The sequence below is a fragment of the Phyllobacterium trifolii genome, from assembly GCF_014192095.1.
GTDB lineage: Bacteria > Pseudomonadota > Alphaproteobacteria > Rhizobiales > Rhizobiaceae > Phyllobacterium > Phyllobacterium trifolii.
In genome coordinates, this window is sequence record NZ_JACHXN010000008.1 from 156658 (window position 1) to 183288 (window position 26631).

Genomic DNA, 26631 nt, shown 5'->3' on the forward strand with positions numbered 1-26631 from the left:
ACTGATTGATTGCAGTACAGACAGCCGAATTCAAGTAGCGAAAACGCCTCAGGCCAGCATCTACAAAATTAAAATTCGATGCCCTTTTGAGCCTTGATGCCCGATCGGAAAGGATGCTTGATCATTTCCATCTCGGTGACAAGATCCGCAAACTCGATGAGCTTATCCTTGGCGTTACGGCCAGTGATGATCACATGTTTCATATGCGGCTTCTGCTTCAGAACTTCGATGATTTCATCGACCGGCAGATAGTCATAACGCAGGGCAATGTTCAGTTCGTCGCAGAGCACCAACTCGGTTTCGTCGTCGAGGATCATCATCTTGGCCTGTTCCCACGCATCGCGCGCCATGGCGATATCGCGGGCACGATCCTGCGTTTCCCACGTAAATCCCTCGCCCATGGCGGAAATCGTTACCTGCTCGGGGAATTTCTCCAGGACCCAACGCTCGCCCGTATCCCATGATCCCTTGACGAACTGGACGACGCCGATCTTCATGCCATGGCCGAGCGCCCGGAACACAACGCCGAAGCCGGCCGTGGATTTGCCTTTTCCTTTACCGGTATTGACGATCACCAGACCTTTTTCGTCGGTCTTTGTTGCCAGAATTTTGTCACGCACGGCTTTCTTCTTGCGCATCTTGTCGGCGTGCCGCTCATTGATTTCCGCTTCGGTCAGATTCTGCAATTTTTGTGACTTTTCAGCCATTTGGCTTCCCCTTCCGAATCAAATTATCAAGCGGCAAGTTTGCTTAAATCGTAGCGCGCCGAGTTGGACCGCGGCCTCCAGAAGTCGCGCGTAACCGCCTGTTCCAACTTTTCCGCAATATCACGCAAGGCATGCGGGTTCTTCTCGGCCAGAAAATTCCGCACGTCTTCGTCTACCAGAAATGCCTGATAGACGGCTTCGAAATGGTGGTTGCCGACAGCGCCAGTGGTAGCGGCGAAGGCAAAAAGATAGTCCACGGTCGCCGCCATCTCGAATGCGCCCTTATAGCCATGGCGCATCACGCCAGTAATCCATTTCGGGTTGGTCACGCGGCCACGAACCGTACGGGCGATTTCTTCTTCAAGCGTGCGGATAACGGGTTTTTCCGGACGTGAATGGTCATTGTGGTAGATGGCAGGGCGCTCGCCCGAGACAAGTTCCACCGCCGCCGACATACCGCCTTCGAACTGGTAGTAATCGTCGGAATCGAGCAGATCGTGCTCGCGGTTGTCCTGATTTTGCACGACGGCGTTGACGTCCCGCAGCCGTTCTTCGAGCAAGCCCCGCTCAGCATTGCCCTCGATGCCCGCGCCATAGGCATAGCCGCCCCAGACGAGCCAGGCTTCGGCCAGATCGTCGCGCTTTGTCCAGTCGTTTTCGTCCATGAGTGCTTGCAGACCAGCACCATAGGCACCAGGCTTGGAGCCGAATACGCGAAAACCGGCGCGTTGTCTGGCCAGCTTTTCTTCTGTGCCTTCTCCAATGAGCCGCGCTTGCTCGCTGCGCATACGCGCGGCGATAGGATTATCCTCGGCATCTTCATCCAAAGCGCCCACAGCCCGCACTGCCGTGTCGAACAGCGCTATCTGGTCTGGAAATGCATCACGGAAGAACCCCGAAATTCTCAAGGTTACATCGACGCGTGGACGACCAAGCATGGCCGTCGGGATGATCTCGTAACCGGTAACCCGGCGCGAGGCCATATCCCACACCGGCTTGGCACCGATCAGTGCCAGCGCTTGCGCAATATCGTCGCCGCCGGTGCGCATATTCGACGTGCCCCAGGCCGTAAGGCCGAATGAGGTCGGCCATTCGCCATGATCCTGCGTGTAGCGTCGGATCAGAAGCTCGGCGGATTTTTGTCCGAGTTCCCATGCGGCAGGCGTTGGTACGGCGCGGGTATCGACAGAAAAGAAGTTTCGCCCTGTCGGCAAGACATCCGGGCGCCCGCGAGTTGGTGCCCCCGACGGCCCCGGCGCAACGAAACGTCCGTTCAGTGCCGCCAGCAACGCATTCATCTCGGCATCGCCGCAAGCGGTAACAGCAGAACGCAAGTTGGTGCGGATGCCGTCAAGTACGGCAATTGTCGCGGCACAATCCTGAGTGCAATCCACCTCTCCGGCCACCAATTTGGCGGCCAGCAGCTCGACACGTTCGACGGTGTCGCCGGTGATGCGCCAAGGCTCATCCGAAATAGCTTGCAAGATATCGGGGCGAGGCCCGTCCCATGACTTGGCCATCTCACAATCCAGCGGGTCGAAGCCCTCCAGCCCAAGATCGAGCGCAATCGCCCGCTGCAGGCTCTGATCGGCGCCATGGCCAGCTCCGCGTGGCACCCGCGCCAGCGCAACCACGAGATCGGTCAGCAGACGCCCTTCCGGCGATCGTCCAAAAACATGCAGGCCATCGCGGATTTGCATTTCCTTCAAATCGCAAAGATACGCATCGAGTTTCTGCAGAGCGAGATCGTCCGGGTCATGATCGTGAATGCCGGCATCGCTGTCGAGCCCGATATCGCGCACCAGATCGAGAATTTGCGCCTTAAGACGCACAAGACGGCGCGGATCGACGCCGGACGCCTCGTAATATTCATCTACCAGCGCTTCGAGGTCTTTGAGTGGACCATAGCTCTCGGCGCGGGTGAGCGGCGGCGTCAGATGATCGATGATGACGGCGGATGAGCGGCGCTTGGCCTGGGTTCCCTCGCCCGGATCATTGACGATAAACGGGTAGATATGCGGCACCGGTCCAAGCACTGCTTCTGGATAGCAGTTTTCCGACAGCGCTAGAGATTTGCCCGGCAGCCATTCGAGATTGCCGTGCTTGCCGACATGCACAATGGCATGCGCGCCGTAAACTTCGCGAAGATAGGCGTAAAAAGCCAGATAACCGTGTGGCGGCACAAGGTCTGGTGAATGGTAGGTTTCTTTTGGATCAATATTGTAACCGCGTGCTGGCTGGATGCCGACCAGCGTTTCACCAAAACGCGCCAGCGGCAACGCGAATATCTCAGCCTGCTGAATGAAGTATGGATCGGCGTCAGGCTGCCCCCAGCGCGAGGTGACAGCGGCTTGAATCGTTTGCGGAAGCTGTTCGAAGAAGCTTCTATATTGATTCAAGGAAATGGTTTCGCGGATTTCCCGACCATCGCGGGCTGCGTTGGTCGGACCCGCCATCATATGATTGATCAGCGCGTCGCCGTCGATTGGTACGCTGGCAACCGGATAGCCCTGCTCGCGCATCGCATGCAGGATATGCCAGGTACCCGCAGGCGTATCCAAACCCACACCATTGCCAAGCCGGCCGTCGCGATTGGGATAATTGGCCATAATGAGAGCGACGCGGCGCGAAGCAGGCTTCGCAGCACGAAGCCGCGCCCAGTTCGCGGCCAGCGCAGCAACAAACTCCACGCGGTCGGCCATCGGTTCATGCGTGACGATATTGGCTTGCGTCCCCTCGTCATAATGCCGTGCGGATTTGAATGACACCGCGCGCGAAAGAACACGTCCGTCGACCTCCGGTAGTGCCACATTCATTGCCAGGTCGCGGGCTGACAATCCCTGATCGGAGCCGCGCCATTGTTCGATGCTTGATCCGGAAAAGATAACCTGTAGCACCACGGCGCCGTGGTGTTCGAGCACGGTAGCTTTGCGTGCGCTGCCCGGCGCGGAAACGGCAAACCCTGTAGCGTTGAGCACGACCGCAGGCGGCGCTTCGCCGAAAATGCTCTCTAGCGTCGCCACAGATACCGGATCTTTCAGGCTGGAAACGAACACCGGTAAAGGGTTGAGCCCCTTGGCTTTCAGCGCATCGATCAAAGCTTCGACCGGCTGCGTCTGCCCGCTCTGCACCAGTGCGCGGTAAAAACAGATCGCAACGACCGATGCATTATCCTGCCATTGTCCACGCAATTCTTCCAGCGATGGCGCGGCGCTGCCCGGCCTCCACAACCCGGCTTTCAAAAGCGGCGCTGCTTCCTGCGGCTTGTCCTTGCCGTCGATCAGTGATCCACAATAATCGAGGAAACGTAGGGCGTTCTGCACGCCGCCCTCCAGCAGATAGTGCCAGAGCGCATCGCGATCCTGTCGTGAAATCGTGGAAAACCGGTCCAGCCCGGGGTCCGGCTTATCGTCACCTGGCAGCACCGCAAGCTGTACCTTGTGATTAACGGCGCACGCATGCAACGCCTCCAGCCCATAAGGCCAATAGCTTTCGCCGCCGATAATCCGCACAACAATAAGCTTTGCATGGCGCGCCGTACGCTCAACATAGGCATCGACCGACATGGGATGTGCCAGAGCCATCATATTGGCAAGACGTAACGATACGACGTCGTTTTGTCGCCGGGCAGAGCTAAGGCTTGCCAGTTCCGTATCGGCAGCGGAAAGAAACAACACATCTCCCGGCGTCTGGCCAAGGTCTATGGCCTCGGCGCCTTCAGCGATCGTGCCTTTCTGGGCAAGCAGGAGATGCATTCAGTTTCCTATCAGGCCGCGGCAGCGTTCATTGCCGTTGAGATGGCCGCCGTATCGATATCGTGCAAACCAATCACGACGAGCCGCGTCTGACGCTCTTCGCCGGGGTTCCAACTGCGATCGAAATAATGTTCGATACGTGAACCGACGGCCTGAATTACTAGACGCATCGGCTTGCCGGGAACATCGACGAAGCCCTTGAGCCGCAAGACGTCATGATCGGCAATCACTGCTTTGAGCTTTTCGACGAATGATTTGGGCTCGGCGACAGGGCCGAGACCAACAACGAAGCTCTCGAATTCATCATGATCGTGCGCTTCGCCCGCCGCATGCTCCATCTCATGATGCGACTGGCGGTTGGCGATGTCTTCCTCGGTGCCGACGCCCAGCCCAAGCAACAATTCATTGCTGAGCTTGCCGAAGCTTGCCGAAACCATATTCAGCGAGCGCGTGGATCGGCTCTGCACGTCACTGCGAACACTCGTCAGCTCGGCATCGCTGATAAGATCGGACTTGTTGAGGATGATTAGATCGGCAGCACGGATCTGGTCTTCGAACAGCTCTTCCAGTGGACTGTCATGATCAAGCGATTCATCCCGTTCGCGTTGCGCGTCGACCTTGTCATGATCGTCGGCAAAACGTCCCTCCGAAACCGCGGCTGCGTCAATGACGGTCACCACACCGTCGACGGTGACTTGTGTCTTGATCTCCGGCCAGTTGAACGCGGCAACCAGTGGCTGCGGCAGGGCCAACCCCGAGGTCTCGATGACGATGTGATCGAAGCGATCCGGGCGATCCAAGAGTTTGGTCATGGTCGGAATGAAATCATCGGCAACGGTGCAGCAGATGCAGCCATTGTTCAGTTCAATCATATCCTCGTCGCGGCACGCTTCGATACCGCACCCTTTAAGCAAGTTGCCGTCAACGCCAAGATCGCCGAACTCATTGATGATGAGCGCGATGCGCTTGCCGTTGGCATTTTCCAGGAGATTGCGGATCATCGTCGTCTTGCCCGAACCGAGAAAGCCGGTGATGACCGTTGCCGGAATCTTTTGACCCTGCATGGTGTTATCCCTTCATTTTGAGCGGCAGGCCTGCCGCCACGAAATAGACCTGAGCCGCAGCAGCAGCCACGGCTTGATGGAGCCGGCCTGCATGGTCGCGAAAGTCGCGCGCCATGCGGTTTTCCGGCACGATGCCGAGGCCTACCTCATTGGAGACGAGCACCACGGCACCTTTGAATGTGGGCAGCACCGCAACAAGCCGCGCTGTCTCGGTTTCGATATCTTTCTCAGACATCATCAGGTTGGTGAGCCACAAAGTCAGACAATCGACAAGAACGGCACGGTTGCCGGTGCACTCTCTTTGCAGCACACCGACCAGATCAAGTGGTTCTTCAATGGTTGTCCAGGAGCCGCCGCGCCGTTGCTTGTGCTGCGCTATTCTCTTTGACATTTCATTGTCCCATGCTCTGCCAGTAGCAAGATAGACCGCATCCAAACCAGACGCTTCGATCAACCCCTCGGCAAAAGAGGATTTACCGGAACGCGCGCCGCCCAAAACAAAGGTTGCTCTGCGTTCCAGTTGCATCAGGCATCCAGCTCCGATTGCGCGTAGTGTTGAATGGCCCAGCCAAGCGCGGTTCCAAGCACCACCCAGAAGAACAGGTTGGTTGCTAGTGTCGACACGGCAAATTCGGAAGCCAATGTCGGCGGTACGCTTGAGGTCAGATCATCGGCTTCAGGCGCACCATAAACGTGTGGAGCCACGATCAGCGCAATGCCCAGCACCTTTGCCCAGATCTCGTCGCGAAGCACGATGAGATAAACGCCGCCTGCCGTCAGCAGAACTGTAATCAGCCACCATGCCTGCCTCGTGGCAAGGTCGGCTGCCGGCATCGCCGGCAATTCGGGAGCGAGGCTGAATGCAGGCGCAAGATTGAAAATAAAGAAGCCCGCAAGACCCCAATAAATACCATTTTGCAGCGTGATCCTGCGACCCAGAAAAAGTGCGGCAGCTCCTGTGATGAGGGCAAAGCCAGCACCGGCAACGAGATTGATCAGCAGCGTATTGCCAAAGCGGCCGAATGGAAGCGCAGGACTTGCCTCTTCTTCATGTTCGTGCGGGGCTACGGCAGCGGGTGCAGCCTCAGTCGCCGCCGCTGCAGCGTCATGGCTATGTTCATGACCGCCGGCGTTTTCATATTCCTCGGCATGCAGAATAAGCGGAACATTCCGCACATACATCGCCGGTGTCAAAAGAATACCGGCAAACAGACCGGCAACGATGGTAGCCAGAAGATATTTAACCAACATGGAATTCACTCCCCGATCCCTAAAGCGAGACGCCGGGTACCTGAAAAAGGCCCCGGTCCAAACAAATTGTAATTTTTCAATGCGTAAGAGCAGATAGCTGAATCGTCTATTCAGCTAGTGAAAAGCTCAATGGCAGGGAAATCCATATGAATGGCGGGTGTCGTGCGCGGTATCATGCAGCGTTTCGGAATGCGAAAGACCGACACCGTATATGATGAACACGCCGAGCATAAGCGAAAACACCGCCGTGGTCAGACGCGATGCGAGCGGGAGAGAAATCGTAGTCGAAGTACGAGTAGCAGCCATAACAACCTCCGTGCAGGGCCAGAAGGGACAATCCCCTTCGGTTTTGGGCACTATTGCCCTATGACTGGCAGGTCTCCTGGCTCGCGGGTCGTAAGATCAATGCCGCCTTCCCGGTTTCCCAGTGGCTGCCATCAGCTTTCGCTTCTGGCGATGACATTGACCCTCGCCGCTCTACAGTCGCGGGGTCGGCTGCGGATAGGTCGCCCTGATGGGTACGGCCGTCGCATTCCCTTTTGATCCCTTGGCCTTTGGCCGATATCGGGAACCAATCATGCCGTGACGTTATTCACCAAGCGCCACGAATGTCAAACGAAACTGCGACGTCAACCGCGGCTGCCGCGTCATCGCTGTGATTTGAGCGCGAGCAGCCGGTCGATATCGAGCACGTCAGACAGTTGGCCGGCTATGGAATCGAGAGCCTGGTCTACCCCGGCACGATAATCGAGCGCGTCCGCAGCAATTCCCATGGATTGTAAAAATGCCGCCCGGAAGCCATCGTCCACGAACAACCCGTGCAAATAGCTGCCAAAAACTTTGCCGTCCCTGGAGGCAGCACCGTCAGCTGTGCCATTGACACGCACTGTTGGCCGCTCGCAGTCCGGTCCCGTTGTTCTACCAAGGTGAATCTCGTAGCCCTTCAATGGCAAATCGAACTGTAGCGAATGAGCATCCACATTGCGCACCGTCTTTTCCGGTTCCATGACCGTATCGATATCGAGATGACCGAGACCTTCTACTTCCGTGACATTTCCTTCAATTCCATCGGGATCGCGGACAGTGCGGCCGAGCATTTGATATCCGCCGCAGATGCCAATTATATGACCGCCGCGCCGCCTGTGCATATCGAGATCCCGGTCCCAGCCATTTTCCTTGAAGCCCAAGAGATCGCCAATCGTGGATTTGGAACCGGGAATGATCACAAGTCCGGCATCCGCAGGCAGCCGTTCGCCACTTCTTACCATGACCACGTCCACCAGCGGCTCTGCCATCAGCGGATCGAGATCATCAAAGTTAGCAATCCGGTCGAGGATAGGGACGACAACTTTGAGTGCACGCCCCTCGCCTTTAACCAGGCGTTCCAGCACGACTGAATCCTCAGCGGGTAACCGCGAAGCATCCTTCAACCATGGCACAACGCCGAATGACGGCCAGCCAGTAAATTGCGTTATGGATTTGAGTCCATCATCGAACAGCGAAATATCGCCGCGAAACTTGTTGATGATGTAGCCAACGATCATGTCACGATCCTCTGGTTGAAGAATCGCGTGCGTGCCGACGATCGATGCAATCACCCCGCCACGATCGATATCGCCCACCAGCACAACCGGAACGTTGGCGCGGGTGGCAAAACCCATATTGGCGATATCGCCAGCGCGCAGATTGATTTCCGCAGGCGATCCCGCCCCCTCGACCATAACCAGATCCGCACCGTCCCGCACGACATCCCACGACGCCATGACCGCATCGAGCAGCTGTGACTTGAATTTCTGATAGTCGCGGCCCTTGGCCTGCCCCCAGACCTTGCCTTGCACGATGATCTGACTGCCGGTTTCCGATTGTGGCTTCAGCAGCACTGGGTTCATGTGCACTGATGAAGGCACGCCGCAAGCCAGTGCCTGCAGCCATTGCGCCCGGCCGATCTCGCCGCCATCGTCGCTTACGGCGGCATTGTTGGACATGTTCTGCGGCTTGAAGGGGCGCACCTTCAAGCCGCGATTGCGCGCTAGCCGGCAAAGTCCGGCCACGAGGACCGATTTCCCAACATCCGAGCCAGTTCCCTGCAACATGATTGCGTGCGTCATGGGCTTTGAGTAGCGGATATGTCTTTCTCTTCCTAGCCCCACCGAAGACGTTGCGCCACTTGGTGCTTGGGATAGAGTGGACGGAACAAGAATACAGGGAGGTTACAATGGACACGCTGGTCGATTCGGCTACCGGTCAGTTCGAGCTGAACGAGGACCAACTGGCAATCCAGGACATGGCCCGTGCGTTTGCCGCTGATCGTGTGGCGCCCAATGCGCTCGCCTGGGATCGCGAAAAGCATTTTCCCGCAGATGTGATTCGTGAAACCGGTCCGCTTGGGATGGGTGGCATCTATGTGCGCGAGGATGTGGGCGGTTCAGGGCTGAAGCGGCTTGATGCCGTTCTGATTTTCGAAGCCCTGTCGGCGGCTTGCCCTGCATTCTCGGCGTTCATATCCATCCACAATATGGGGACATGGATGATTGATCTCTTTGGCAACGAGGAACAGCGTCTGCGATTTGTACCGAAATTGACGTCCATGGAGTGGTTAGCCAGCTATTGCCTGACCGAACCCAATTCCGGTTCCGATGCTGCAGCACTGAAGACGCGCGCGGTGCGCGACGGCGATGAATATGTGCTCAACGGCGCCAAGCAGTTTATCTCAGGTGCCGGCGACTCCGACGTTTACGTGACAATGGTACGGACCGGCGAGGACGGACCGAAGGGCATCTCAGCGGTTGCAATCCCGAAGGACGCCCCCGGCCTTTCGTTTGGTGCAAATGAGTTCAAGATGGGGTGGAATGCTCAATCCACGAGACAGGTCATTTTCGATAATTGCCGGGTTCCGGTGGCAAACCGGCTTGGCGAGGAAGGCGACGGCTTCAAAATCGCCATGGGTGGCCTTGATGGCGGACGTCTCAATATTGCGGCCTGCTCTCTCGGCGGTGCGCAGTCGGCGCTGGACAAAGCCGTAGCCTATGCCTCCGAGCGTAAGGCCTTTGGCAAGGCGATCAACCAGTTCCAGGCGTTACAGTTCAAGCTTGCCGACATGGAGACCGATCTTTCGGCGGCGCGAATGCTGCTCTACACGGCTGCATCGAAGCTCGACCGGAAGGCCCACGACGCCTCGAAGTGGTCAGCCATGGCCAAGCGCTTCGTTACAGATGTTGGATTCGATGTCGCCAACGACGCGCTGCAGATCCATGGTGGTTACGGTTATCTGCACGATTATGGCATCGAGAAGATCGTTCGTGATCTGCGCGTTCACCAGATACTCGAAGGAACGAATGAAATCATGCGCGTCATCATCGCACGGCATATGACCAGTCACTAAACAATTTCATCAGGAGAAAATTGCAATGGCGACTGTCGCTTTTATTGGTCTCGGGCACATGGGCAATCCTATGGCGGCCAATCTTGTCAAAGCGGGACAAAAGGTGCTGGGCTTCGATCTACTGCCGGAAAACCTTGAAACAGCCCGAGGTAACGGCGTGGATGTTACAGACAGCGCCGAAACAGCGGTCGCTGAAGCCGATGTCGTCATCACGATGCTTCCTGCAGGCAAACACGTATTGACGGTTTATGAAGCTGTTGCAAAAAAAGCGCGAAAAGGCGCGCTTTTCATAGATTCGTCCACAATAGACGTCCACTCGGCGCGAAATGCTCACGAGATTGCTCAAGCGAATGGGCTGCTTTCGGTCGATGCACCTGTTTCTGGCGGTATTGGCGGCGCGGCAGCGGGTACGCTGACGTTCATGGTTGGTGGCAGCGCTGAAGCGTTTGCGAAAGCTGAACCCATTCTTAAACCCATGGCGGGCCGCATAGTGCATTGCGGCGAAGCCGGCAACGGACAAGCCGCAAAGATCTGCAACAACATGATCCTCGGTATCTCGATGATCGGCGTCAGCGAGGCTTTCACACTGGCGGAAAAACTTGGCCTCTCGCATCAAGCACTATTTGATGTAGCCTCGACTTCGTCCGGGCAATGTTGGTCGCTGACCACATACTGTCCGGTGCCTGGCCCGGTTGCGACTTCTCCAGCCAATAATGGCTATAAGCCGGGGTTTGCTGCAGCACTAATGTTGAAGGACTTGAAGCTGTCGCAGGAAGCCGCCGCGAGCGTAGGCGCAGCGACACCGCTTGGCGCCCATGCCGAAGAGCTCTATGCGGCGTTCAATTCAGCTGGCAATGAGGGTTCTGATTTTTCAGGAATTGTAAATTTCTTGCGCGAATCCAACCGCGATAACTAAAAACACAGAGCAAGCACTCAGAAAACCTCCAAATTTAGATTTGCTTAAGCACTCGCTAACCTCGCGGTAACGATGTCCGGTTAAAACTTTACAGGTAAGCAGACCAAGACCCTGCTTACCTGCTCCGGATCAGGTACTGCGTACCGGAGTGGCTGCTTCTTCGGACTATATCCAGTATAAAAAGACCGCACTGCTCCACCCGGACAGGGCGGTTTTTTTCAAATGCTCCGGTTCCGAAACGCAAAGAAAAACCGCCGCCTGAAGAGGCAGCGGCTCTGCATAGATCAGCTTGTAAATCAGCCCGCCGAACGCGTCCATATGAACGAAACAGCCGACGCTATGCCGCTCTTTGCGTTGTTCGAAGGCGCGTTGCGCTTTTCAGTGGCATTCCACGAAATGTGAACACGGTTATTGCGGTTAAAAATATAGAGCATTCCTGCACCTCGAAGAGAAAACTGTTGTTGCCATTCAAATGCGCTACTTGCCTGAAATTTGATCAGGGAAATTCGCCATGGCGTGTCGCATTTTCTGCAGTCGGTCGGGTAAATTTGCATGGCAGCCATGCCAAAATCGCCTGCCTAGCCTAGGATTGTGCAGTTTGCGACCAAACGATAGCGTGACGCGAACAGAAGAGCGTCACCATAAGTCGCGGGACATATCACAACCCTGCGAGGCATGGACCTTCCAAATGAATTGATAAAGGAAACTGTCTAAGGCGTTGATCTTTCATCTATTGGTTTGTTACGATACGCGGATGAACATTGTGCATTGGTTCTCATTCATTGTCCCGGCGTCGTTATATCGATAGGCCTTGTCGCGATGCACCGCATTTATTCAAAGAAAGCATTGCATTCTGCCGGGATAAGGATGCCAAATGGCACATAAGCGAACAACTGGGTAGGACAGTACCAAGTTAGAATTCGTATTCGGGTGAACTGTCAAAGAGTGGGAGATAAAACACATGAAGAAGCTACTCGCTTCAACTATACTCGCCGCTGGTCTTTTCGGCTACGCTGGATCGGCATCGGCTGCAGAATGCGGCTCTGTAACAATCGCCAATATGAACTGGCCATCGGCCGAAGCTTTGGCCAATCTGGACAAGATTATACTAACAGAAGGTTATGGCTGCGACGCCGAACTGGTCGCTGGCGACACGGTTCCAACTTTCACGTCGATGTTGGAAAAGGGTCAGCCGGACATCGCGCCCGAGGGCTGGCTCAACACTGTCCGTGACCTCCTTGAGAAGGCCGTCAAGGAAGACCGACTGGTCCTGGCAGCGCCTGCCATTACTGAAGGCGGCACTGAAAGCTGGTGGATCCCTAAATATTTTGCCGATGCGCACCCGGATATCAAGACGATTGCGGACGCGATGAAGCATCCGGAATTGTTCCCCGCTCCGGAAGATCCAAAGAAGGGCGCGGTTTATAATTGCCCGTCGGGTTGGGCTTGCCAGATCACGACCACCAACTTCTACAAGGCCTATGGTGGCGACAAAAATGGCTTCACGCTTGTTGATACAGGTTCGGCAGCAGGTCTCGATGGCTCCATCGCCAAGGCCTATGAGCGCAAGGAGCCTTGGCTCGGATATTATTGGGGCCCTACCGCAATCCTTGGTAAGTATCCCATGGTCAAGCTCGACAATGGCGTACCATTTGATGAAGCCGAATGGAAACGCTGCACTGTCGTTGCCGATTGCCCCGATCCAAAGCCGAATGGATGGGCGAAGTCAGATATCTATACGGTTGTCACGAAGAAATTTTCCGACGCTGCTGGCCCCGCCTTCGACTATCTGAAAAAGCGGCAGCTTTCGACTGAAGAGTTCAACAAGCTGCTAGCCTGGATGGTCGACAACCAGGCTACGGGTGAAGATGGCGCCAAATATTACCTCAAGAACAATGAGGCGGTTTGGACAAAATGGGTCTCCCCGGAAGCCGCCGAGAAAATCAAGGCAGCCATACAGTAATTGTCAGATACGGCGAAGCAAGGCTTCGCCGTATTCCACTCTTGATAGGTTGAACGCAACCACGTTCAACCGCTTCAGCCATTCTGAAAGCGTAGCGCTTGGAGTGGCTATGGAAGGGGCACCGACAAATGGATTGGTTTTACTCATTTCCCAATATGAATGACGACACGCTGCGCAACCTGAAAAAGGCGATGGACGAGGGTTTCAAGGCTTTCACCCGTCAGTACGGCGATGTCATCGAGTCGTTTTTTCAACCCCTGCAGTACTTCCTTATTCAGGCAGAACGCTTTATGACGACGACGCCGTGGCCAGTCATGATCGTTCTCATTGGCGGCATTGCCTGGATTGCCAGCCGCAACTGGAAGATCGTAGGCGGCACCATCCTGACCCTTCTCCTGATCGGCTATTTCGATATGTGGAGTGACGCGATGAAGACCATCGCCATGATCTTCGTCGGCACGGTCGTTTCGATCGTCGTCGGTATCCCGATTGGCATTGTGATGGCGCGTTCTGATGGTTTCCAGCGAATGGTCAATCCCATTCTTGACGTAATGCAGACAATGCCGAGCTTCGTCTATTTGATTCCAGTCGTAATGTTGCTTGGCATCGGCAAGGTCCCAGGCCTTATCGCCGTTGTGATCTACGCTATTCCGCCGATGATTCGCCTGACCAATCTTGGGATCAGGCTCGTTGACAAGGACGTCCTGGAGGCAGCTGACGCATTCGGTTCGTCGAGTTGGCAGCGATTGAGAAACGTCCAGATCCCCCTTGCTCTTCCGACAATCATGGCTGGTATCAACCAGACAATCATGATGGCGCTAGCCATGGTGGTTATCGCGTCGATGATCGGTGTCCAGGGTCTTGGACAGCCCGTGCTGCGTTCGGTGAACGGCCAGTTCTTCTCGCTTGGACTTTTCAACGGCCTTGCCATCGTTGGCATAGCCATCATTTTTGACCGCGTTAGTCAGGCCTATGGCAAGCGTCTTCAGAAGCACCAGGAGGTTGTCCATGGCTGATCGTTCGGTTCAGGGAGCAGGCATCAAGATCAAGAATCTCTACAAGATTTTCGGCCAGAGACCGCAGGCCTATGTCGAGGCGGTGAAGAAAGGCATGTCAAAGACCGAACTCAATGAAGACCATGGACATGTTCTTGGCTTGCGGGACATCAACATCGATATGCCGGCCGGTTGCATCCAAGTTGTCATGGGGCTTTCCGGTTCAGGCAAGTCCACATTGATCCGCCACATCAATCGTCTGATCGATCCAACGGCCGGTGAAGTCATCATCGATGGCGCCGATGTCTGCAAGATGAATCAGAACGATCTGCGTCAGTTCCGGCGCCACAAAACGGCGATGGTTTTCCAGAAGTTTGCCTTGCTGCCCCATCGCACAGTGCTGGATAACACCGTCTATGGCCTTGAGATACAGGGCCTGTCGCGGGAAAAGCAGGAGGAACAGGCCAGGCGCTGGATCGGCCGGGTGGGACTCAAAGGGTTTGAGGATCATTATCCCAACCAGCTATCAGGTGGCATGCAGCAGCGTGTCGGTCTAGCTCGCGCCCTGACAAACGACGCGCCGATCCTGCTTATGGATGAAGCGTTTTCGGCCCTCGATCCGCTCATTCGCATGGACATGCAATCGGTTCTTCTCGATCTGCAGAAGGAAATCAAGAAAACGGTCGTCTTCATCACCCACGATCTCGATGAGGCTTTGCGGCTCGGCGATCGCATCGCGATCCTTCGTGACGGCGAAGTCGTTCAACAGGGAACCGGCCAGGACATCGTTTTGCAGCCTGCGGACGAATATATTTCGAGCTTCGTGAAAGAGGTTAACCGCGGTCGCGTCATCATGGTCGACACGATTGCCACTCAATCTGGTGCGCCATCTGCAACGGGCGGTGTAATAGTCAAAACCGGCACGATTCTTGAAGAAGCTGCCAAGACAATGACCGACGCCAACCAGCAATACGCAACGGTTGTTGATGATAACGGGAAACCCACTGGCGTCATCAGCATGAACAATTTGATTCAAGCGATGGTCACGCCGATTAGCCATCTGACATCGAAAGCTGCGGCGGAATAACCAACGCACTAGGTGTCGCTTCCCTTGCGCTCGGCGTCGCTCACGCCGCGCACCCTGCGCCCTGCTCTGGCGATAGTGCACCATCGCCTGCGACAGGAGCGAATGAGGGCATGACCAATGAGTGAACCTGCAGTTGAGACCGACGCAAACGCATCAGCCCGGGACCATGGCAGACGTGGCGGGCGTGCGCGGCCACGCAGCGTTGAAAGCGGTGCTTTCGATCAGCCACCGTTTCGGCAGCTCAAAATCCCATTTACACCGACAAAGATCGTTTCCGACGATGAACTTGAATCGATCCACGATGCATCGCTTAAAGTGCTGCAGGAGATCGGGGTGGACGTGCTGCACGACGGTGCACGCGAAATCATGAAAGAGGCCGGCGCCGACGTTGCTCCTGGCACAATGCGCGTTCATTTCGACAAAGAAATGATCCTTGAGTATGTCAGCCACGCGCCATCCGAGTTCACGCTGCATGCTCGCAACCCCGCACATAATGTGCGTTTTGGCGGCAATAATCTGATCTTTGCCCAAATGGGATCTGCGCCGAACTGCTCCGACACCGACAATGGCCGGCGCTCGGGTAATCAGGCCGATTTCCGCAATTTCCTGAAACTGGCTCAGATGCACAATATCATCAATGCGACAGGGGGATATCCTGTAGAACCCATCGATATCCATCCTTCGGTGCGTCACCTCGAGTGCATACGGGATCTGGCGACGCTCACCGACAAGCCATTTCACATCTATTCGCTCGGCAAGGAGCGAAACCAGGATGGAATAGAAATTGCGCGTCTCGCCCGTGGCATCAGCCACGAACGGCTGCAGAGCGAAGCATCCTGCTATACGATCATCAACACCAATTCGCCGCTGAAGCTCGATATCCCGATGATGGAGGGCATCATCCAGATGTCGGGCAATGGCCAAATCGTCATTGTCACGCCCTTCACCCTCGCGGGCGCCATGGCCCCGGTGACGATTGCAGGAGCGTTGGTCCAGCAGAATGCCGAGGCGCTGGCCGGTATCTCCTTCACGCAGATGGTCAAGAAGGGCGCGCCCGTCGGTTATGGCGGATTCACCTCCAATGTCGACATGAAATCGGGTGCTCCCGCCTTTGGCACTCCCGAATACATGAAAGCCCAGATGGTTGGCGGTCAGTTGGCTCGCCGTTATGGCATCCCCTACCGCACATCCAATGTGTGTGCAGCTAACACGGTGGATGCCCAGGCTGCCTATGAATCGGTGTTCTCGCTTTGGGGCGCGATCCAGGGCGGCGGCAATTTCATGCTGCATTCCGCGGGCTGGCTGGAAGGTGGGCTTTGCTGTTCCTATGAAAAGATGATCCTCGATTTCGATCTCCTGCAGATGGTCGCGGAATTCCTGACACCGCTGGATCTGTCGGAGGATGCGTTGGGTCTCGATGCTATGCGCGATGTCGGTCCGGGCGGCCATTTCTTTGGCACTGCCCACACCCAATCTCGCTACAAGACCGCTTTTTATGCACCGATTATTTCAGACTGGCGCAACTACGAGAGCTGGCAAGAAGCCGGTTCACCAACGGCGATCGAGCGGGCCAACCGAGTCTGGAAAGAACGACTGGCAACTTACGTGAGACCAGCGATCGACCCAGCAATCGAAGAGGAAATCAATGCCTTCGTTGCAAGGCGCAAGGCCGAAGGCGGCGCGCCCACTGATTTCTGATCCGTTGAATCAGACTCTCAACACATTGAATCAAATTTCCAATTACGAGGCATAAGAATATGAAATCGCACGTTAAAGCAGTTGTCATAGGAGGCGGTGTTGTTGGATGCTCTGTCCTCTATCACCTTGCGCGTGCTGGATGGACCGACGTCCTGCTGATAGAGCGCTCTGAACTGACATCCGGTTCATCCTGGCATGCTGCCGGCGGCTTTCATACCCTCAACGGCGATCCGAACGTGGCCAAACTGCAGGCCTATACGGTCAGCCTTTACAAAGAGATCGAGGAACTTTCGGAACAGTCATGCGGCCTGCATCTGACCGGCGGCGTCATGATGGCCGACTCGCCGGAGCGTATGGATTTTTTGCGCCTCGCTCACGCGCGCGGCCGTTACCTTGGCATGGATACGGAATTGATCACGCCATCGGAAGCCAAGGCGATGTTCCCGCTGATGGACGAGACCAACTTCGTCGGCGCCATGTGGGACCCGGTCGAAGGTCACCTCGACCCATCCGGTACGACCCACGCCTATGCCAAGGCAGCGCGCAAGCTTGGCGCGGAAATAAGCTTGCGTAACCGCGTCGTTGAACTGACACAGGAAACGGACGGGACCTGGAACGTCATCACCGAGCAGGGCACTGTGAAAGCCGAGCATGTGGTCAATTGCGGTGGCCTGTGGGCGCGCGAAGTCGGACGCATGGTCGGCCTTGAATTGCCGGTTCTGGCCATGGAGCACATGTATCTCCTCACCGAAGACGTTCCCGAAGTCATGGAGTTCAACAAATCCACTGGACGCGAACTCATCGGGGTTATGGATTTCAAGGGCGAGATCTACACCCGCCAAGAACGTAACGGCATTCTGCTCGGCACCTATGAAAAGGCGGCAAAGCCATGGTCGCCCGTGAACACGCCATGGGACTTCGGCCACGAGCTGCTGGCACCGGACATTGACCGCATCGCCCCTTCCCTCGAAGTGGGTTTCAAGCATTTTCCGGGTATCGAAAAGGCCGGCATCAAGCAGATCATCAATGGCCCCTTTACGTTTGCGCCGGACGGCAACCCGCTTGTCGGACCGGTTCCTGGTCTCACCAATTACTGGACGGCCTGTGCCGTCATGGCTGGTTTCAGCCAAGGCGGGGGCGTTGGCCTCGCCCTTTCCAACTGGATGGTGCATGGCGAGCCTGGCTTCGACGTCTGGGGCATGGACGTCGCCCGCTTCGGCGAATGGGCGACCCTGCGCTACACCAATGCCAAGGTGCGCGAAAACTATTCGCGCCGCTTTTCCATCCGCTTCCCCAACGAGGAGCTGCCCGCTGCGCGTCCTCAGCAGACGACGCCGCTATACGACACAATGGTCGCACAGAATGCAGTCATGGGCGATTCCTGGGGTCTCGAAACTCCGCTCTGGTTCGCGCCCAAAGGCACGGAAGCCCGCGATATCGTCTCCTATCATCGCTCGAACGACTTCGAGCATGTCGGCAACGAAGTGCGGGCAACACGGACAAATGTCGGCGTCACCGAGATCGCCAATTTCGCCAAGTATGAAGTGACGGGCGCAGGTGCCGAGGCTTTTCTGTCGCATCTGATGACCAACACCATGCCGAAGACTGGACGTCTGGTCCTCACTCCCATGCTGAACGAAGAAGGCAAACTCATCGGCGACTTCACGATCGCCAAGGCCGCGGATGACCGGTTCCTGATTTGGGGATCGTCCGCCGCGCAGCGCTATCACATGCGCTGGTTCCAGAAGCAGCAGCCGGGGGACGGTTCGGTTCGAATCCATCGTTTCGATCAGACGCTGGTGGGTCTGGCGATTGCCGGTCCCAGAGCACGCGATCTCCTTGCAAAACTCGTCGACGAGGACGTTTCAAACGCGGCTTTCCGCTTCATGGATTTCCGTGAGATGGCTGTCGGCGGAGCACTGTGCAAGGTCAATCGCATCTCCTACACTGGCGACCTCGGCTATGAGATCTGGATGGAGCCCGCTTACCAGCGCCTTGTGTACAAGGCGATCAAGGAGGCGGGCGCCGAATACAACATCGTGGATTTTGGCATGCGCGCATTGCTCGCCATGCGGCTAGAGAAAAATTTCCCCACATGGTTCCGCGAATTGCGTCCAATCTACGGTCCGTATGAAGGTTCGATGGATCGCTTCATCAAGCTCTCCAAGAGCGATTTCATCGGCCGCGAAATGGCCGCCAGGGAAAAGGCCGAGTATGATGCCGGAACCAGCGCGAAGCTGCGCCGCGTCTCTTTCCTGATCGACGTGCCACATGGCGAAGGCGCTGCCGACGTCATGGGCGATGAGCCGGTCTGGGCGAAGACCTCGAAAGACTACGGCACAGTGCAGGCTGGTCATGGCGTCGGTGCTCCGCGCTTTGACGCAACAGGGGTGGTCGTTTCCCATGAGGGCGACAAGGGAGCTGTACAAGGCGAATGGCGCGTCGTGGGCTGGGTCACATCCGGCGGTTACGCTCACTATGTCGGCCAATCGATGGCTCAAGGCTACGTGCCGGCAGAACTCGCCAAAAGTGTAGAGCAAGGCTTGTTTGAGGTGGAAATCCTCGGCGTTCGCCGGGCCGCCCGGATCAATCTGGAGCCGCCGTTCGATCCGTCAGGCGAAAAGATGCGCGGGTAGTTCAAAGGCTGAAATATAGGGCAGGCCTTTGCGCTTGCCCGTCCAGCCGACGACGACCAAGGCGCTGGCCGCTTCATCATAGCGCTGCGCCAGTTCCCAAGATTTGCAATCGATAGCAGCGATATCTGCTCGACCAGACCCTACAGCGTCAACGGAATTGCGATGCCCGCCGGTCTCTGTATGGCTGATAAACAGATCCAGCGTCTCTCCCTGGGCTTCAAGGTCCCGCTGAAGAGCGAGATACCCAGACATGGAGTCATGACTATTGAACGCGAGCCGTTTCCGCCGCATTACTTCCACAGGCAGGCTGGCCTCTCCGCCGACTGGCGCCTTGACAGGCGTCCCCTCGCCTCGCCGCATAACCAGTGCGCTTGAGTAAAGTTCGCCACTTCCACCATCGACACCAGAGTAGTCATCCTGCCCGACAACATGGACATAGGCTTGAAGACCCAATTCCAGCGGGCCCCAGCAAGCTTGGGCAAAGAGCAAACCAGGATGACACCACAGCGTCTGCCGGTCTAACTCGTCAGGTGAAAGTAGGGCTGGATCCGGCGCGATGACATTGCCAGCCCTATCCTTGATGCCGCCAGGAACCGCCGGCAGATCAGCATTGCGGCGCGCCAGAAATTCGGGCGCATCAAATCCATTTGACCGCAAGGTATCACGCAACGCAGCCCACTGCGCATCAACTTCAGCGCGCCGTTCCGGCCAGTCATACATCGGTAAAGCCGCCACAAGAGTCATGTAGCTTGTTTACTCTTTCGGCGGCTCGGCGGGAATAGGCATTGTGGAACCGCCCTGCAGACTGATGCCATGGCGGCGGGGCCGGAAGGCCCGCCCTGGAGCCGGCTCACGACGAAGAACGGGGTGAACGACTTCCTGTTTTTTGCGGAATGCATATGCACGCAAAATCTCAAAATAGTTGCGGAAGACATAACCACCATTCATGCGCTGCCATTCCTCGCGCTGTTCGCGATAGAGCTCCGGCAGATCATACCAAGGCGCGGTTGGCCGCTTATGGTGCACAAAATGCAGATTGTTATTGAGGAATATGAGAGCGAGAGGCGATTTCTCCACGATAATCGTCCGCCCATCCGGGCGCTCCGACCATTGGTGTTCGCAATAACTGCGGATCGAGATGATTGACAGACCCCAATAAACAGCTGTCAGCGCGTAAATCCAAAGCGGAATGCCGAAGACCAGCCGTACCAGGCCGAGCATTGGAACAAGTCCGGCGCCATGCAAAAGCCAGGCGGTGCGCGTCTTCCTGTCGCCTCCAGCAACCAATTTCACCTCAGCGATGACAAAGCCAATGGCCATCAGAATCGGGCCAATAATAATCCGGCCACTCAGCGTGTTGTTCCAGTTGAGGAGCGATTTGATAAATGCAGGCAGTTTCTCCCAGTCGCCCATGGCGCGGAAATAACTCTCAGGATCGTCATAGGGGTCTGTCAGCCGCTCATCCGCATGGTGCTTGAGGTGAAGATGCTTGTACCGCCGGTAAGGGAAAACGAGTCCAATGGGCAACGAAATCAGGATTTCGTTGACAAGACCACTGCGCGTTGGGTGGCCGTGCAGAACTTCATGCTGTAGGGACGAATGCAACGCGACAGAAATGGCCATCGCTGCCAAAGCAACCAATGGCATGGTGTCGTAGACGTAAAAACCGGAGAAAAACCAAAGCCCGTAGCAGGCTGTCATCAAGCCAATGGTTGGCCATTCAATGCCGGTGCGCTTACGCGAATGCTGGGATTGTGAAGAGGGTATTTTGTTATGTCGTTCTGATTCCATGTTTTTCATGGTCTCATTGTCAGGAGCTGTCAGCAATGCGATTTTTGTGAGTAAGTGTTGATTTTGCGCACCAAATGGCGCAATTGTTGTGTATTATAAACAATGCGGTGCGAATATGGATAAACGAGATCTTTCCCGCCTGTTCCAGGAGCGCATCAAAAGTCTCCTTGTCCGGAGTGGTGAAAACCAGTCAGCCTTTGCTGCATCAGTTGGTATTGACCGTTCAGCCCTGTCACAATTGCTTTCCGGTCAATCTACCAGGCTGCCGCGCGTCGAGACTTTGCTCAACATTGCCGAGCGCCACGCCGTGTCGCTCGATTGGCTTCTGGGACTGAGTCAGGATGAGGGTATTACCGGCGAACTTCGCCCAAGCCTGGAAATCGAAGAAGGCTCGGACAATTTCGAACGCACTCTTCTCGTCAAATGGCACGCGGAAGCCACAGGCAGCAAAATCCGGTACGTTCCCGCGCGCATCCCGGACCTGTTGCGGACACAGGCCGTGGTTGCGTACGAAACATCAATGGTCCACCGCGACCCGGCAACCCAGTTGAGCGAGACCGCATTCCGGCTTGATTATAATCGACAACCGGGCACCGACATGGAAGTCTGTATGCCGTTTCAGACGCTAAGCGACTTCGCCGCCGGTTGCAGCATCTGGAGCGATCTTTCGCGCAAGGTCCGTCTCGAACAGCTCAACCACATGGCCGAATTGATTGATGAGCTCTATCCGTCATTTCGGCTTTATCTCTTTGACGGACGCGAGCGTTTCTCTGTTCCCTATACCGTTTTTGGCCCTTACCGCGCCGCTATATTTGTCGGGGAAATGTATCTGGTCCTGTACACAACAGACGCGGTCCTGACCATGCAACGGCATTTTGACGGATTGATCCGGGTTGCCAAAGTCAATGCCCACGAAGTGGCTGGCTACGTTTCATCGCTGAAGGTCAGTTGACCATGCGGCAGGCCTTGTCGCAAATGATTGTTGACCACATATAAAGACTTCCTTATATCGTTATTTAGCTTATCCAAAGGGAACGTGCGCCATGACTATTGCAAACCCACTTGCTGATCTCATCGCTGAGAAGGGCGTTTTGCTGGCCGATGGTGCAACAGGCACAAATCTTTTTGCAACCGGGCTTGAAGCAGGCGAAGCTCCGGAACTCTGGAATGAAGCGCAACCCGAGAAAATCGTTGCTCTACACCAAGGGTTTGTCGATGCCGGGGCCGACATCATCCTGACCAATTCCTTCGGTGGCACACGTCATCGTCTGAAACTGCATCATGCACAGGATCGTGTATTCGAACTCAACAAGAAAGCCGCCAAACTTGCGCGCAGCGTCGCTGACAAGGCTGACCGCAAGATTATTGTTGCAGGTTCCGTCGGCCCGACAGGCGAATTACTAGTGCCGCTCGGTGCCTTGACCGAAGAAGATGCGGTCGCGGCATTTACGGAACAGCTGGAAGGCCTGAAGGCTGGCGGCGTGGACGTGGCGTGGATCGAAACAATGTCAGCTCCGGGCGAAATCCGCGCAGCCGCAGAGGCAGCTGTCAAAGTGGGCCTTCCTTATGTTTATACCGGATCATTCGATACCGCCGGCAAGACCATGATGGGCCTACCGCCGAAGGACATCCATGGTGTAGTCGATGGGCTTGCGCAACGTCCGGTTGCCGTTGGCGCAAATTGTGGCGTCGGTGCCTCGGATATTTTGGCGTCTCTCCTCGACATGAGCGAAGCCGACCCTTCCGCAACGATCGTTATCAAAGGCAACTGCGGCATACCGGAATTTCGCGGCGCGGAAATCTTCTATTCTGGCACTCCGGAACTGATGGCCGACTACGCCCATCTCGCAATCAATGGCGGCGCAAAGATCATCGGTGGCTGCTGCGGCACATCATTCGAGCATCTGGCGGCAATGCGCAAAGCGCTCGACAGTCACACGCATGGCGCACGCCCTTCTGTCGAGACAATCGTCGAGACCATCGGACCAATGCGCAACAAGCTTGCAGCTCACGCTGATGACATGCCGAAGCGGGAACGCCGCGGACGGCGGGGATAGACTAACTTGACGCAAAAACCGGCGGTTTTACCCGCCGGTTTTTGCGTCAGTCTTTTTAGACCTCAGAGATCCTCGATCTCGCGGCGGACCCTCTTCAGGATTTCGCGCAACTGCTCGGCTTTTTCTGTTGTCAGCGATCCACTACGAAGCTTCGAGCGAAGCGCGAAACTCAATGCATGCATCTCTTCACCCAGAGCAGCACCGTGTATCTCGCCTGAGGCGCTGTCGAGTTGGCCGTTTATCTTGTCCAACTCCGCCCGGTTCTCGTCGAGATAGGCAAGCCCCTGATCCGTAATCGTATAGAGCCGCTTGTTGCCCGTTGTGGTGGAAGTGACAAGATCGGTCTCTTCCATCATCTGCAACATCGGGTAGATCGCACCGGCACTCGGGGTATAGGCCCCCTGGAATCTCGCCTCCAGCGCCTTGATGACATCGTAACCGTGACGCGGTTCTTCCGCGATCAAGCCGAGGACGACAAGACGCAATGCGCCCGGATCAAACATACGCGGACCGCGCCCTCCAAAAGGACCGCCTCGATGCCGCCCGAACGGACTGCCGCGTCCGCGGCCGCCAAAGCGACCGCCTCCCTCCTGCGAACCTGACATTGCCTCAACGCGCGACCAGTGATCGCCGCCGAGACCGTGGTGATTTCTGCAATGACCGTACATGGAATTTCTCCTAGTTATATCTTTCATGCGCTATATCTACACAAAGATATATCTTTAAGCAAGTCAAAGATATATCTTTTAACGAGATTCCCGCCTAAGAGTTTGAATTAGCTTCCGTATTTTTTACGGAAAGCACGTCAGCCCTTCGCAAAGGCGTTCATATGAAAACGCATCTGCGGCGCGTTGTACGCAGACTCGTGTCCCACAGGACAGGCGCGGCGCGCCAAACAACCGCTGCTCAGGCACTCATTCCCCTCTCCGGAAGCCAGATGGGAACGACAACGGACAACATCATATCCACCATCGGAAAAGGCATTCACTGGACAGGCCGAAAGGCATGGCTTGTCCTGGCAATCGTCGCAGGGGTGATGTTGCGGACCACTGCTAGCAAAATCGAGCGCGCGATCGAATAGCAGCGCCCCGCGAAAGGCCTGCCAAAGCCCGTATTGTGGATGGATCAGTATTCCGAGTGGAGAAGGGCGCAGTCCCTCGGCGCGCATCGCCCATTGTTGAAACGGCAGATAGGGCCGATCGGAGGGAAACACGGCTATTGCACCGAATTTCATTGCAACGGCACTCAGAACATCCTTGGACCATTGATCGAGCGGATCCTGGGAATCCGCGTGATCTTGCCACCACCGCGTGAAATGCGGCCAAATGGCCGACCCGAAGTGGCCAAACAAGACAACACTTCGAAAATGCCCCCCTTGAATCAAGGGCGAAGGAGCGTTCTCTTCGTCGAAAACGAAACCGCCGCGCGGGACCAAACCATATGGCTCCAGCGCGGCGGCGATTTGATTGGGGATCAGGTTTTCACGATTATCCTGCATCTGAACCCTTTACAGCAGAGGCCCAGACTTCCTGGTGGATCAGATCGGCCACTTTAGCCCGGCCGTCTTCGGGCTTCTTTCACGTGAAAGCGTCGGGCATGGACGCCTTTTTCTTGGCGATGAACTCCTTAAGAGAATCGTCGATGGCCGGGTCGAGATAAGGCGCCTCGTATGTTTCCAGCCAACGGCGAGCAAGTTCATTAGCGCGCTGATCCGCCCGCTTTTCGCCTTCCGCCAGCCATTGCTCGTACGAATTGTTATCTGCAATATTCGACCGATAGAATGCCGTTTGGAAGTTCGCCTGCGTGTGGTCGCAACCAAGATAGTGGCTACCAGGACCAACTTGCCGGATAGCATCCATCGCCTGACCGTTCTCGGAGAGGTCGACGCCTTGGGCGATCTTCTGGGCCATGCCGAGCTGATCGATATCCATCATGAATTTTTCATAGGAAGATACCAGACCGCCTTCGAGCCAGCCCGCCCCATGCAGCACGAAATTCGTGCCCGCAAGAAGCGTCGAATTCAATGTATTCGCGCTCTCATAAGCTGCCTGAGCATCGGAAACCTTGGAAGCACAGAGCGAACCACCGGTGCGGAAAGGCAATCCGCAGCGGCGTGCCAGCTGCGCGGCACCGTAGGAAACCAACGAGGGTTCGGGCGTACCAAAGGTCGGCGCACCTGATTGCATGGAGATCGACGACGCGAATGTGCCGAAAATCACAGGGGCGCCGGGCCGGATCAGCTGGGTGAAAGACGCTCCCGCAAGAACCTCTGCCAGGACCTGCGTGAGCGTACCTGCCACTGTTACCGGGCTCATGGCGCCGGCAAGAATGAACGGCGTGACTATGCAAGCCTGGTTGTTACGCGCATAGACCTTCAATGCACCCAACATGGTTTCGTCGAACACCATGGGAGAATTCGCATTGATCAGGCTGGTCAAAACAGTGTTTTGATCGAGGTAGTCCTCGCCAAAGACCAGCTTGCACATGGAGATCGTATCTTCTGCACGTTCAGGTGCGGTGACAGATCCCATGAAAGGCTTGTCGGAATATTTGATATGCGCATACACCATATCAAGATGGCGTTTGTTGACGGGCACATCGACCGGTTCACATACCGTACCGCCGGAATGATGAATAGACGGCGCCATATAAGCCAGCTTGACGAAATTATTGAAATCTTCGATCGTCGCGTAGCGGCGAACGCCCTCGAGATCACGAACGAAAGGCGGCCCATAGACCGGTGCAAAAACGGTAGCATCGCCGCCAATCTGGACGGAGCGTTCCGGATTTCGCGCATGCTGCGTGTAGATCGGCGGAGCAGTCTTCAGCAGAGAACGCGGCAGACCCTTGGGGAAATGTACCCGCTCGCCCTTGACGTCGGCACCCGCTTCTTTCCATAGCGCCAGTGCTTCCGCGTCATCGCGAAACTCGATACCAATCTCTTCAAGCACCGTATCGGCGTTCGCCTCAATTATCGACAAACCTTCTTCGTCCAACACTTCGAACGTTCGTATCTTGCGCGTAATATAAGTTAGCGACTTACCAGGACCGCCACCCGAACGCGCGGCACGACGTGCAGCTGCACCCGCGCCAGCGCCGCGGCCGCGACGTCCACTGCTTGTCTCTGCTTCTGCAGGTGCATCGACTGACGTTTCCTCAACCATTTTCTGTCTCCTCAGCGCTTCACAAGCGCAGACTTCTTCTTAAGCAGGTCAAATCTAAACGTGGCACCAGCGAGAGCGTTTCCGTGTGCGGCACCGGGTGGCGCATCGGAGACAAACTGCCGGTCGTTTTCGTCATTTACTAGGTCGCATTTAAGCGATGCGTTT

Annotated in this window: 21 protein-coding genes, 1 pseudogene and 1 riboswitch; of the genes and pseudogenes, 10 read left to right on the top strand and 12 right to left on the bottom strand. The window is 56.1% G+C overall.

Annotated elements, in window-relative coordinates; all coding sequences use genetic code 11:
* Positions 1-68: 68 nt before the first annotated feature.
* From cobO to FHS21_RS14270, 7 genes are all read right to left on the bottom strand, one after another.
* The gene (gene cobO, locus FHS21_RS14240; RefSeq protein ID WP_112528652.1) at positions 69-707 is read right to left on the bottom strand and encodes a cob(I)yrinic acid a,c-diamide adenosyltransferase; all 639 of its coding nucleotides are present in this window, start codon (positions 705-707) and stop codon (positions 69-71) included.
* A gap of 26 nt (positions 708-733) precedes the next feature.
* Complete coding sequence (gene cobN, locus FHS21_RS14245; RefSeq protein WP_183662359.1) at positions 734-4462, bottom strand: cobaltochelatase subunit CobN; 3729 nt, start codon at positions 4460-4462, stop codon at positions 734-736.
* Between the two features lie 11 nt (positions 4463-4473).
* The gene (cobW, locus tag FHS21_RS14250) at positions 4474-5526 is read right to left on the bottom strand and encodes a cobalamin biosynthesis protein CobW (RefSeq protein ID WP_112528656.1); all 1053 of its coding nucleotides are present in this window, start codon (positions 5524-5526) and stop codon (positions 4474-4476) included.
* 4 nt (positions 5527-5530) lie between these two features.
* Positions 5531-6052, bottom strand: coding sequence for a bifunctional adenosylcobinamide kinase/adenosylcobinamide-phosphate guanylyltransferase (gene cobU / locus FHS21_RS14255; protein ID WP_112528658.1), 522 nt, complete (start codon positions 6050-6052; stop codon positions 5531-5533).
* Positions 6052-6777 carry a CbtA family protein gene (locus FHS21_RS14260; RefSeq protein WP_112528660.1) on the bottom strand — a complete coding sequence of 242 codons (726 nt, stop codon included), beginning with the start codon at positions 6775-6777 and terminating at the stop codon, positions 6052-6054. The genes cobU and FHS21_RS14260 overlap by 1 nt, the downstream gene beginning before the upstream one ends.
* 126 nt (positions 6778-6903) lie before the next feature.
* On the bottom strand, positions 6904-7083 hold the full coding sequence (locus FHS21_RS14265) for a CbtB domain-containing protein (protein ID WP_112528662.1): 180 nt from the start codon (positions 7081-7083) through the stop codon (positions 6904-6906).
* A gap of 49 nt (positions 7084-7132) precedes the next feature.
* Positions 7133-7368, bottom strand: a riboswitch (cobalamin riboswitch).
* A 56-nt stretch (positions 7369-7424) separates the two neighbouring features.
* On the bottom strand, positions 7425-8885 hold the full coding sequence (locus FHS21_RS14270) for a cobyric acid synthase (RefSeq protein ID WP_112528664.1): 1461 nt from the start codon (positions 8883-8885) through the stop codon (positions 7425-7427).
* A 107-nt stretch (positions 8886-8992) separates the two neighbouring features.
* On the opposite strand from FHS21_RS14270, the gene FHS21_RS14275 reads away from it, so the two are divergent.
* Together FHS21_RS14275 and mmsB are read left to right on the top strand one after the other, a co-directional pair.
* Complete coding sequence (locus tag FHS21_RS14275) at positions 8993-10159, top strand: isobutyryl-CoA dehydrogenase (RefSeq protein ID WP_112528666.1); 1167 nt, start codon at positions 8993-8995, stop codon at positions 10157-10159.
* A gap of 10 nt (positions 10160-10169) precedes the next feature.
* Positions 10170-11075 (top strand): annotated as a pseudogene (gene mmsB, locus FHS21_RS14280) (3-hydroxyisobutyrate dehydrogenase); the annotation flags it as partial.
* Between the two features lie 296 nt (positions 11076-11371).
* Here the strand turns inward: mmsB and FHS21_RS14285 are convergent.
* Positions 11372-11638: a hypothetical protein gene (locus FHS21_RS14285; RefSeq protein WP_183662360.1), complete on the bottom strand. Its 267-nt coding sequence runs from the start codon at positions 11636-11638 to the stop codon at positions 11372-11374.
* Between the two features lie 398 nt (positions 11639-12036).
* Here FHS21_RS14285 and FHS21_RS14290 point away from each other — a divergent pair, with 398 nt between their 5' ends.
* The 5 genes from FHS21_RS14290 (at position 12037) to FHS21_RS14310 (ending at position 19454) form a co-directional block, all read left to right on the top strand.
* Positions 12037-13038, top strand: a complete 1002-nt coding sequence (locus tag FHS21_RS14290; protein WP_112528670.1) for an ABC transporter substrate-binding protein — start codon at positions 12037-12039, stop codon at positions 13036-13038.
* 128 nt (positions 13039-13166) lie between these two features.
* Complete coding sequence (locus FHS21_RS14295; protein WP_106710122.1) at positions 13167-14054, top strand: ABC transporter permease; 888 nt, start codon at positions 13167-13169, stop codon at positions 14052-14054.
* Positions 14047-15120: a quaternary amine ABC transporter ATP-binding protein gene (locus FHS21_RS14300; protein ID WP_112528672.1), complete on the top strand. Its 1074-nt coding sequence runs from the start codon at positions 14047-14049 to the stop codon at positions 15118-15120. The genes FHS21_RS14295 and FHS21_RS14300 overlap by 8 nt, the downstream gene beginning before the upstream one ends.
* A 117-nt stretch (positions 15121-15237) precedes the next feature.
* Positions 15238-16818, top strand: coding sequence for a trimethylamine methyltransferase family protein (locus tag FHS21_RS14305; protein WP_112528674.1), 1581 nt, complete (start codon positions 15238-15240; stop codon positions 16816-16818).
* A gap of 59 nt (positions 16819-16877) precedes the next feature.
* Positions 16878-19454 (top strand): GcvT family protein, encoded by a 2577-nt coding sequence (locus FHS21_RS14310; RefSeq protein ID WP_183662361.1) that lies wholly within the window; start codon positions 16878-16880, stop codon positions 19452-19454.
* Here FHS21_RS14310 and FHS21_RS14315 read toward each other — a convergent pair.
* Positions 19431-20198, bottom strand: a complete 768-nt coding sequence (locus FHS21_RS14315) for a PhnD/SsuA/transferrin family substrate-binding protein (protein ID WP_112528678.1) — start codon at positions 20196-20198, stop codon at positions 19431-19433. The genes FHS21_RS14310 and FHS21_RS14315 overlap by 24 nt on opposite strands.
* 9 nt (positions 20199-20207) lie before the next feature.
* The gene (locus FHS21_RS14320) at positions 20208-21155 is read right to left on the bottom strand and encodes a fatty acid desaturase (protein WP_246411027.1); all 948 of its coding nucleotides are present in this window, start codon (positions 21153-21155) and stop codon (positions 20208-20210) included.
* 205 nt (positions 21156-21360) lie between these two features.
* Here FHS21_RS14320 and FHS21_RS14325 point away from each other — a divergent pair, with 205 nt between their 5' ends.
* Both FHS21_RS14325 and bmt read left to right on the top strand, forming a co-directional pair.
* Positions 21361-22197 (top strand): helix-turn-helix domain-containing protein, encoded by an 837-nt coding sequence (locus FHS21_RS14325; RefSeq protein ID WP_112528682.1) that lies wholly within the window; start codon positions 21361-21363, stop codon positions 22195-22197.
* A 91-nt stretch (positions 22198-22288) separates the two neighbouring features.
* Positions 22289-23302 carry a betaine--homocysteine S-methyltransferase gene (bmt, locus tag FHS21_RS14330; RefSeq protein ID WP_112528684.1) on the top strand — a complete coding sequence of 338 codons (1014 nt, stop codon included), beginning with the start codon at positions 22289-22291 and terminating at the stop codon, positions 23300-23302.
* A gap of 62 nt (positions 23303-23364) precedes the next feature.
* Here bmt and FHS21_RS14335 read toward each other — a convergent pair whose 3' ends face one another.
* Positions 23365-23970: a PadR family transcriptional regulator gene (locus FHS21_RS14335; RefSeq protein WP_246411028.1), complete on the bottom strand. Its 606-nt coding sequence runs from the start codon at positions 23968-23970 to the stop codon at positions 23365-23367.
* Positions 23971-24131: 161 nt separating this feature from the next.
* Here FHS21_RS14335 and FHS21_RS14340 point away from each other — a divergent pair, with 161 nt between their 5' ends.
* Complete coding sequence (locus tag FHS21_RS14340) at positions 24132-24383, top strand: hypothetical protein (RefSeq protein WP_162701887.1); 252 nt, start codon at positions 24132-24134, stop codon at positions 24381-24383.
* Between the two features lie 496 nt (positions 24384-24879).
* Here FHS21_RS14340 and FHS21_RS14345 read toward each other — a convergent pair whose 3' ends face one another.
* On the bottom strand, positions 24880-26466 hold the full coding sequence (locus FHS21_RS14345; RefSeq protein WP_112528688.1) for a trimethylamine methyltransferase family protein: 1587 nt from the start codon (positions 26464-26466) through the stop codon (positions 24880-24882).
* Positions 26467-26631: the final 165 nt, after the last annotated feature.

Coding starts and splice junctions, on each gene's coding strand:
- cobO (WP_112528652.1), bottom strand. CDS start 707: ATGGCTGAAAAGTCACAAAAATTGCAGAATCTGACCGAAGCGGAAATC.
- cobN (WP_183662359.1), bottom strand. CDS start 4,462: ATGCATCTCCTGCTTGCCCAGAAAGGCACGATCGCTGAAGGCGCCGAG.
- cobW (WP_112528656.1), bottom strand. CDS start 5,526: ATGCAGGGTCAAAAGATTCCGGCAACGGTCATCACCGGCTTTCTCGGT.
- cobU (WP_112528658.1), bottom strand. CDS start 6,052: ATGCAACTGGAACGCAGAGCAACCTTTGTTTTGGGCGGCGCGCGTTCC.
- FHS21_RS14260 (WP_112528660.1), bottom strand. CDS start 6,777: ATGTTGGTTAAATATCTTCTGGCTACCATCGTTGCCGGTCTGTTTGCC.
- FHS21_RS14265 (WP_112528662.1), bottom strand. CDS start 7,083: ATGGCTGCTACTCGTACTTCGACTACGATTTCTCTCCCGCTCGCATCG.
- FHS21_RS14270 (WP_112528664.1), bottom strand. CDS start 8,885: ATGACGCACGCAATCATGTTGCAGGGAACTGGCTCGGATGTTGGGAAA.
- FHS21_RS14275 (WP_112528666.1), top strand. CDS start 8,993: ATGGACACGCTGGTCGATTCGGCTACCGGTCAGTTCGAGCTGAACGAG.
- FHS21_RS14285 (WP_183662360.1), bottom strand. CDS start 11,638: ATGGCTGCCATGCAAATTTACCCGACCGACTGCAGAAAATGCGACACG.
- FHS21_RS14290 (WP_112528670.1), top strand. CDS start 12,037: ATGAAGAAGCTACTCGCTTCAACTATACTCGCCGCTGGTCTTTTCGGC.
- FHS21_RS14295 (WP_106710122.1), top strand. CDS start 13,167: ATGGATTGGTTTTACTCATTTCCCAATATGAATGACGACACGCTGCGC.
- FHS21_RS14300 (WP_112528672.1), top strand. CDS start 14,047: ATGGCTGATCGTTCGGTTCAGGGAGCAGGCATCAAGATCAAGAATCTC.
- FHS21_RS14305 (WP_112528674.1), top strand. CDS start 15,238: ATGAGTGAACCTGCAGTTGAGACCGACGCAAACGCATCAGCCCGGGAC.
- FHS21_RS14310 (WP_183662361.1), top strand. CDS start 16,878: ATGAAATCGCACGTTAAAGCAGTTGTCATAGGAGGCGGTGTTGTTGGA.
- FHS21_RS14315 (WP_112528678.1), bottom strand. CDS start 20,198: ATGACTCTTGTGGCGGCTTTACCGATGTATGACTGGCCGGAACGGCGC.
- FHS21_RS14320 (WP_246411027.1), bottom strand. CDS start 21,155: ATGACAGCCTGCTACGGGCTTTGGTTTTTCTCCGGTTTTTACGTCTAC.
- FHS21_RS14325 (WP_112528682.1), top strand. CDS start 21,361: ATGGATAAACGAGATCTTTCCCGCCTGTTCCAGGAGCGCATCAAAAGT.
- bmt (WP_112528684.1), top strand. CDS start 22,289: ATGACTATTGCAAACCCACTTGCTGATCTCATCGCTGAGAAGGGCGTT.
- FHS21_RS14335 (WP_246411028.1), bottom strand. CDS start 23,970: ATGTACGGTCATTGCAGAAATCACCACGGTCTCGGCGGCGATCACTGG.
- FHS21_RS14340 (WP_162701887.1), top strand. CDS start 24,132: ATGAAAACGCATCTGCGGCGCGTTGTACGCAGACTCGTGTCCCACAGG.
- FHS21_RS14345 (WP_112528688.1), bottom strand. CDS start 26,466: ATGGTTGAGGAAACGTCAGTCGATGCACCTGCAGAAGCAGAGACAAGC.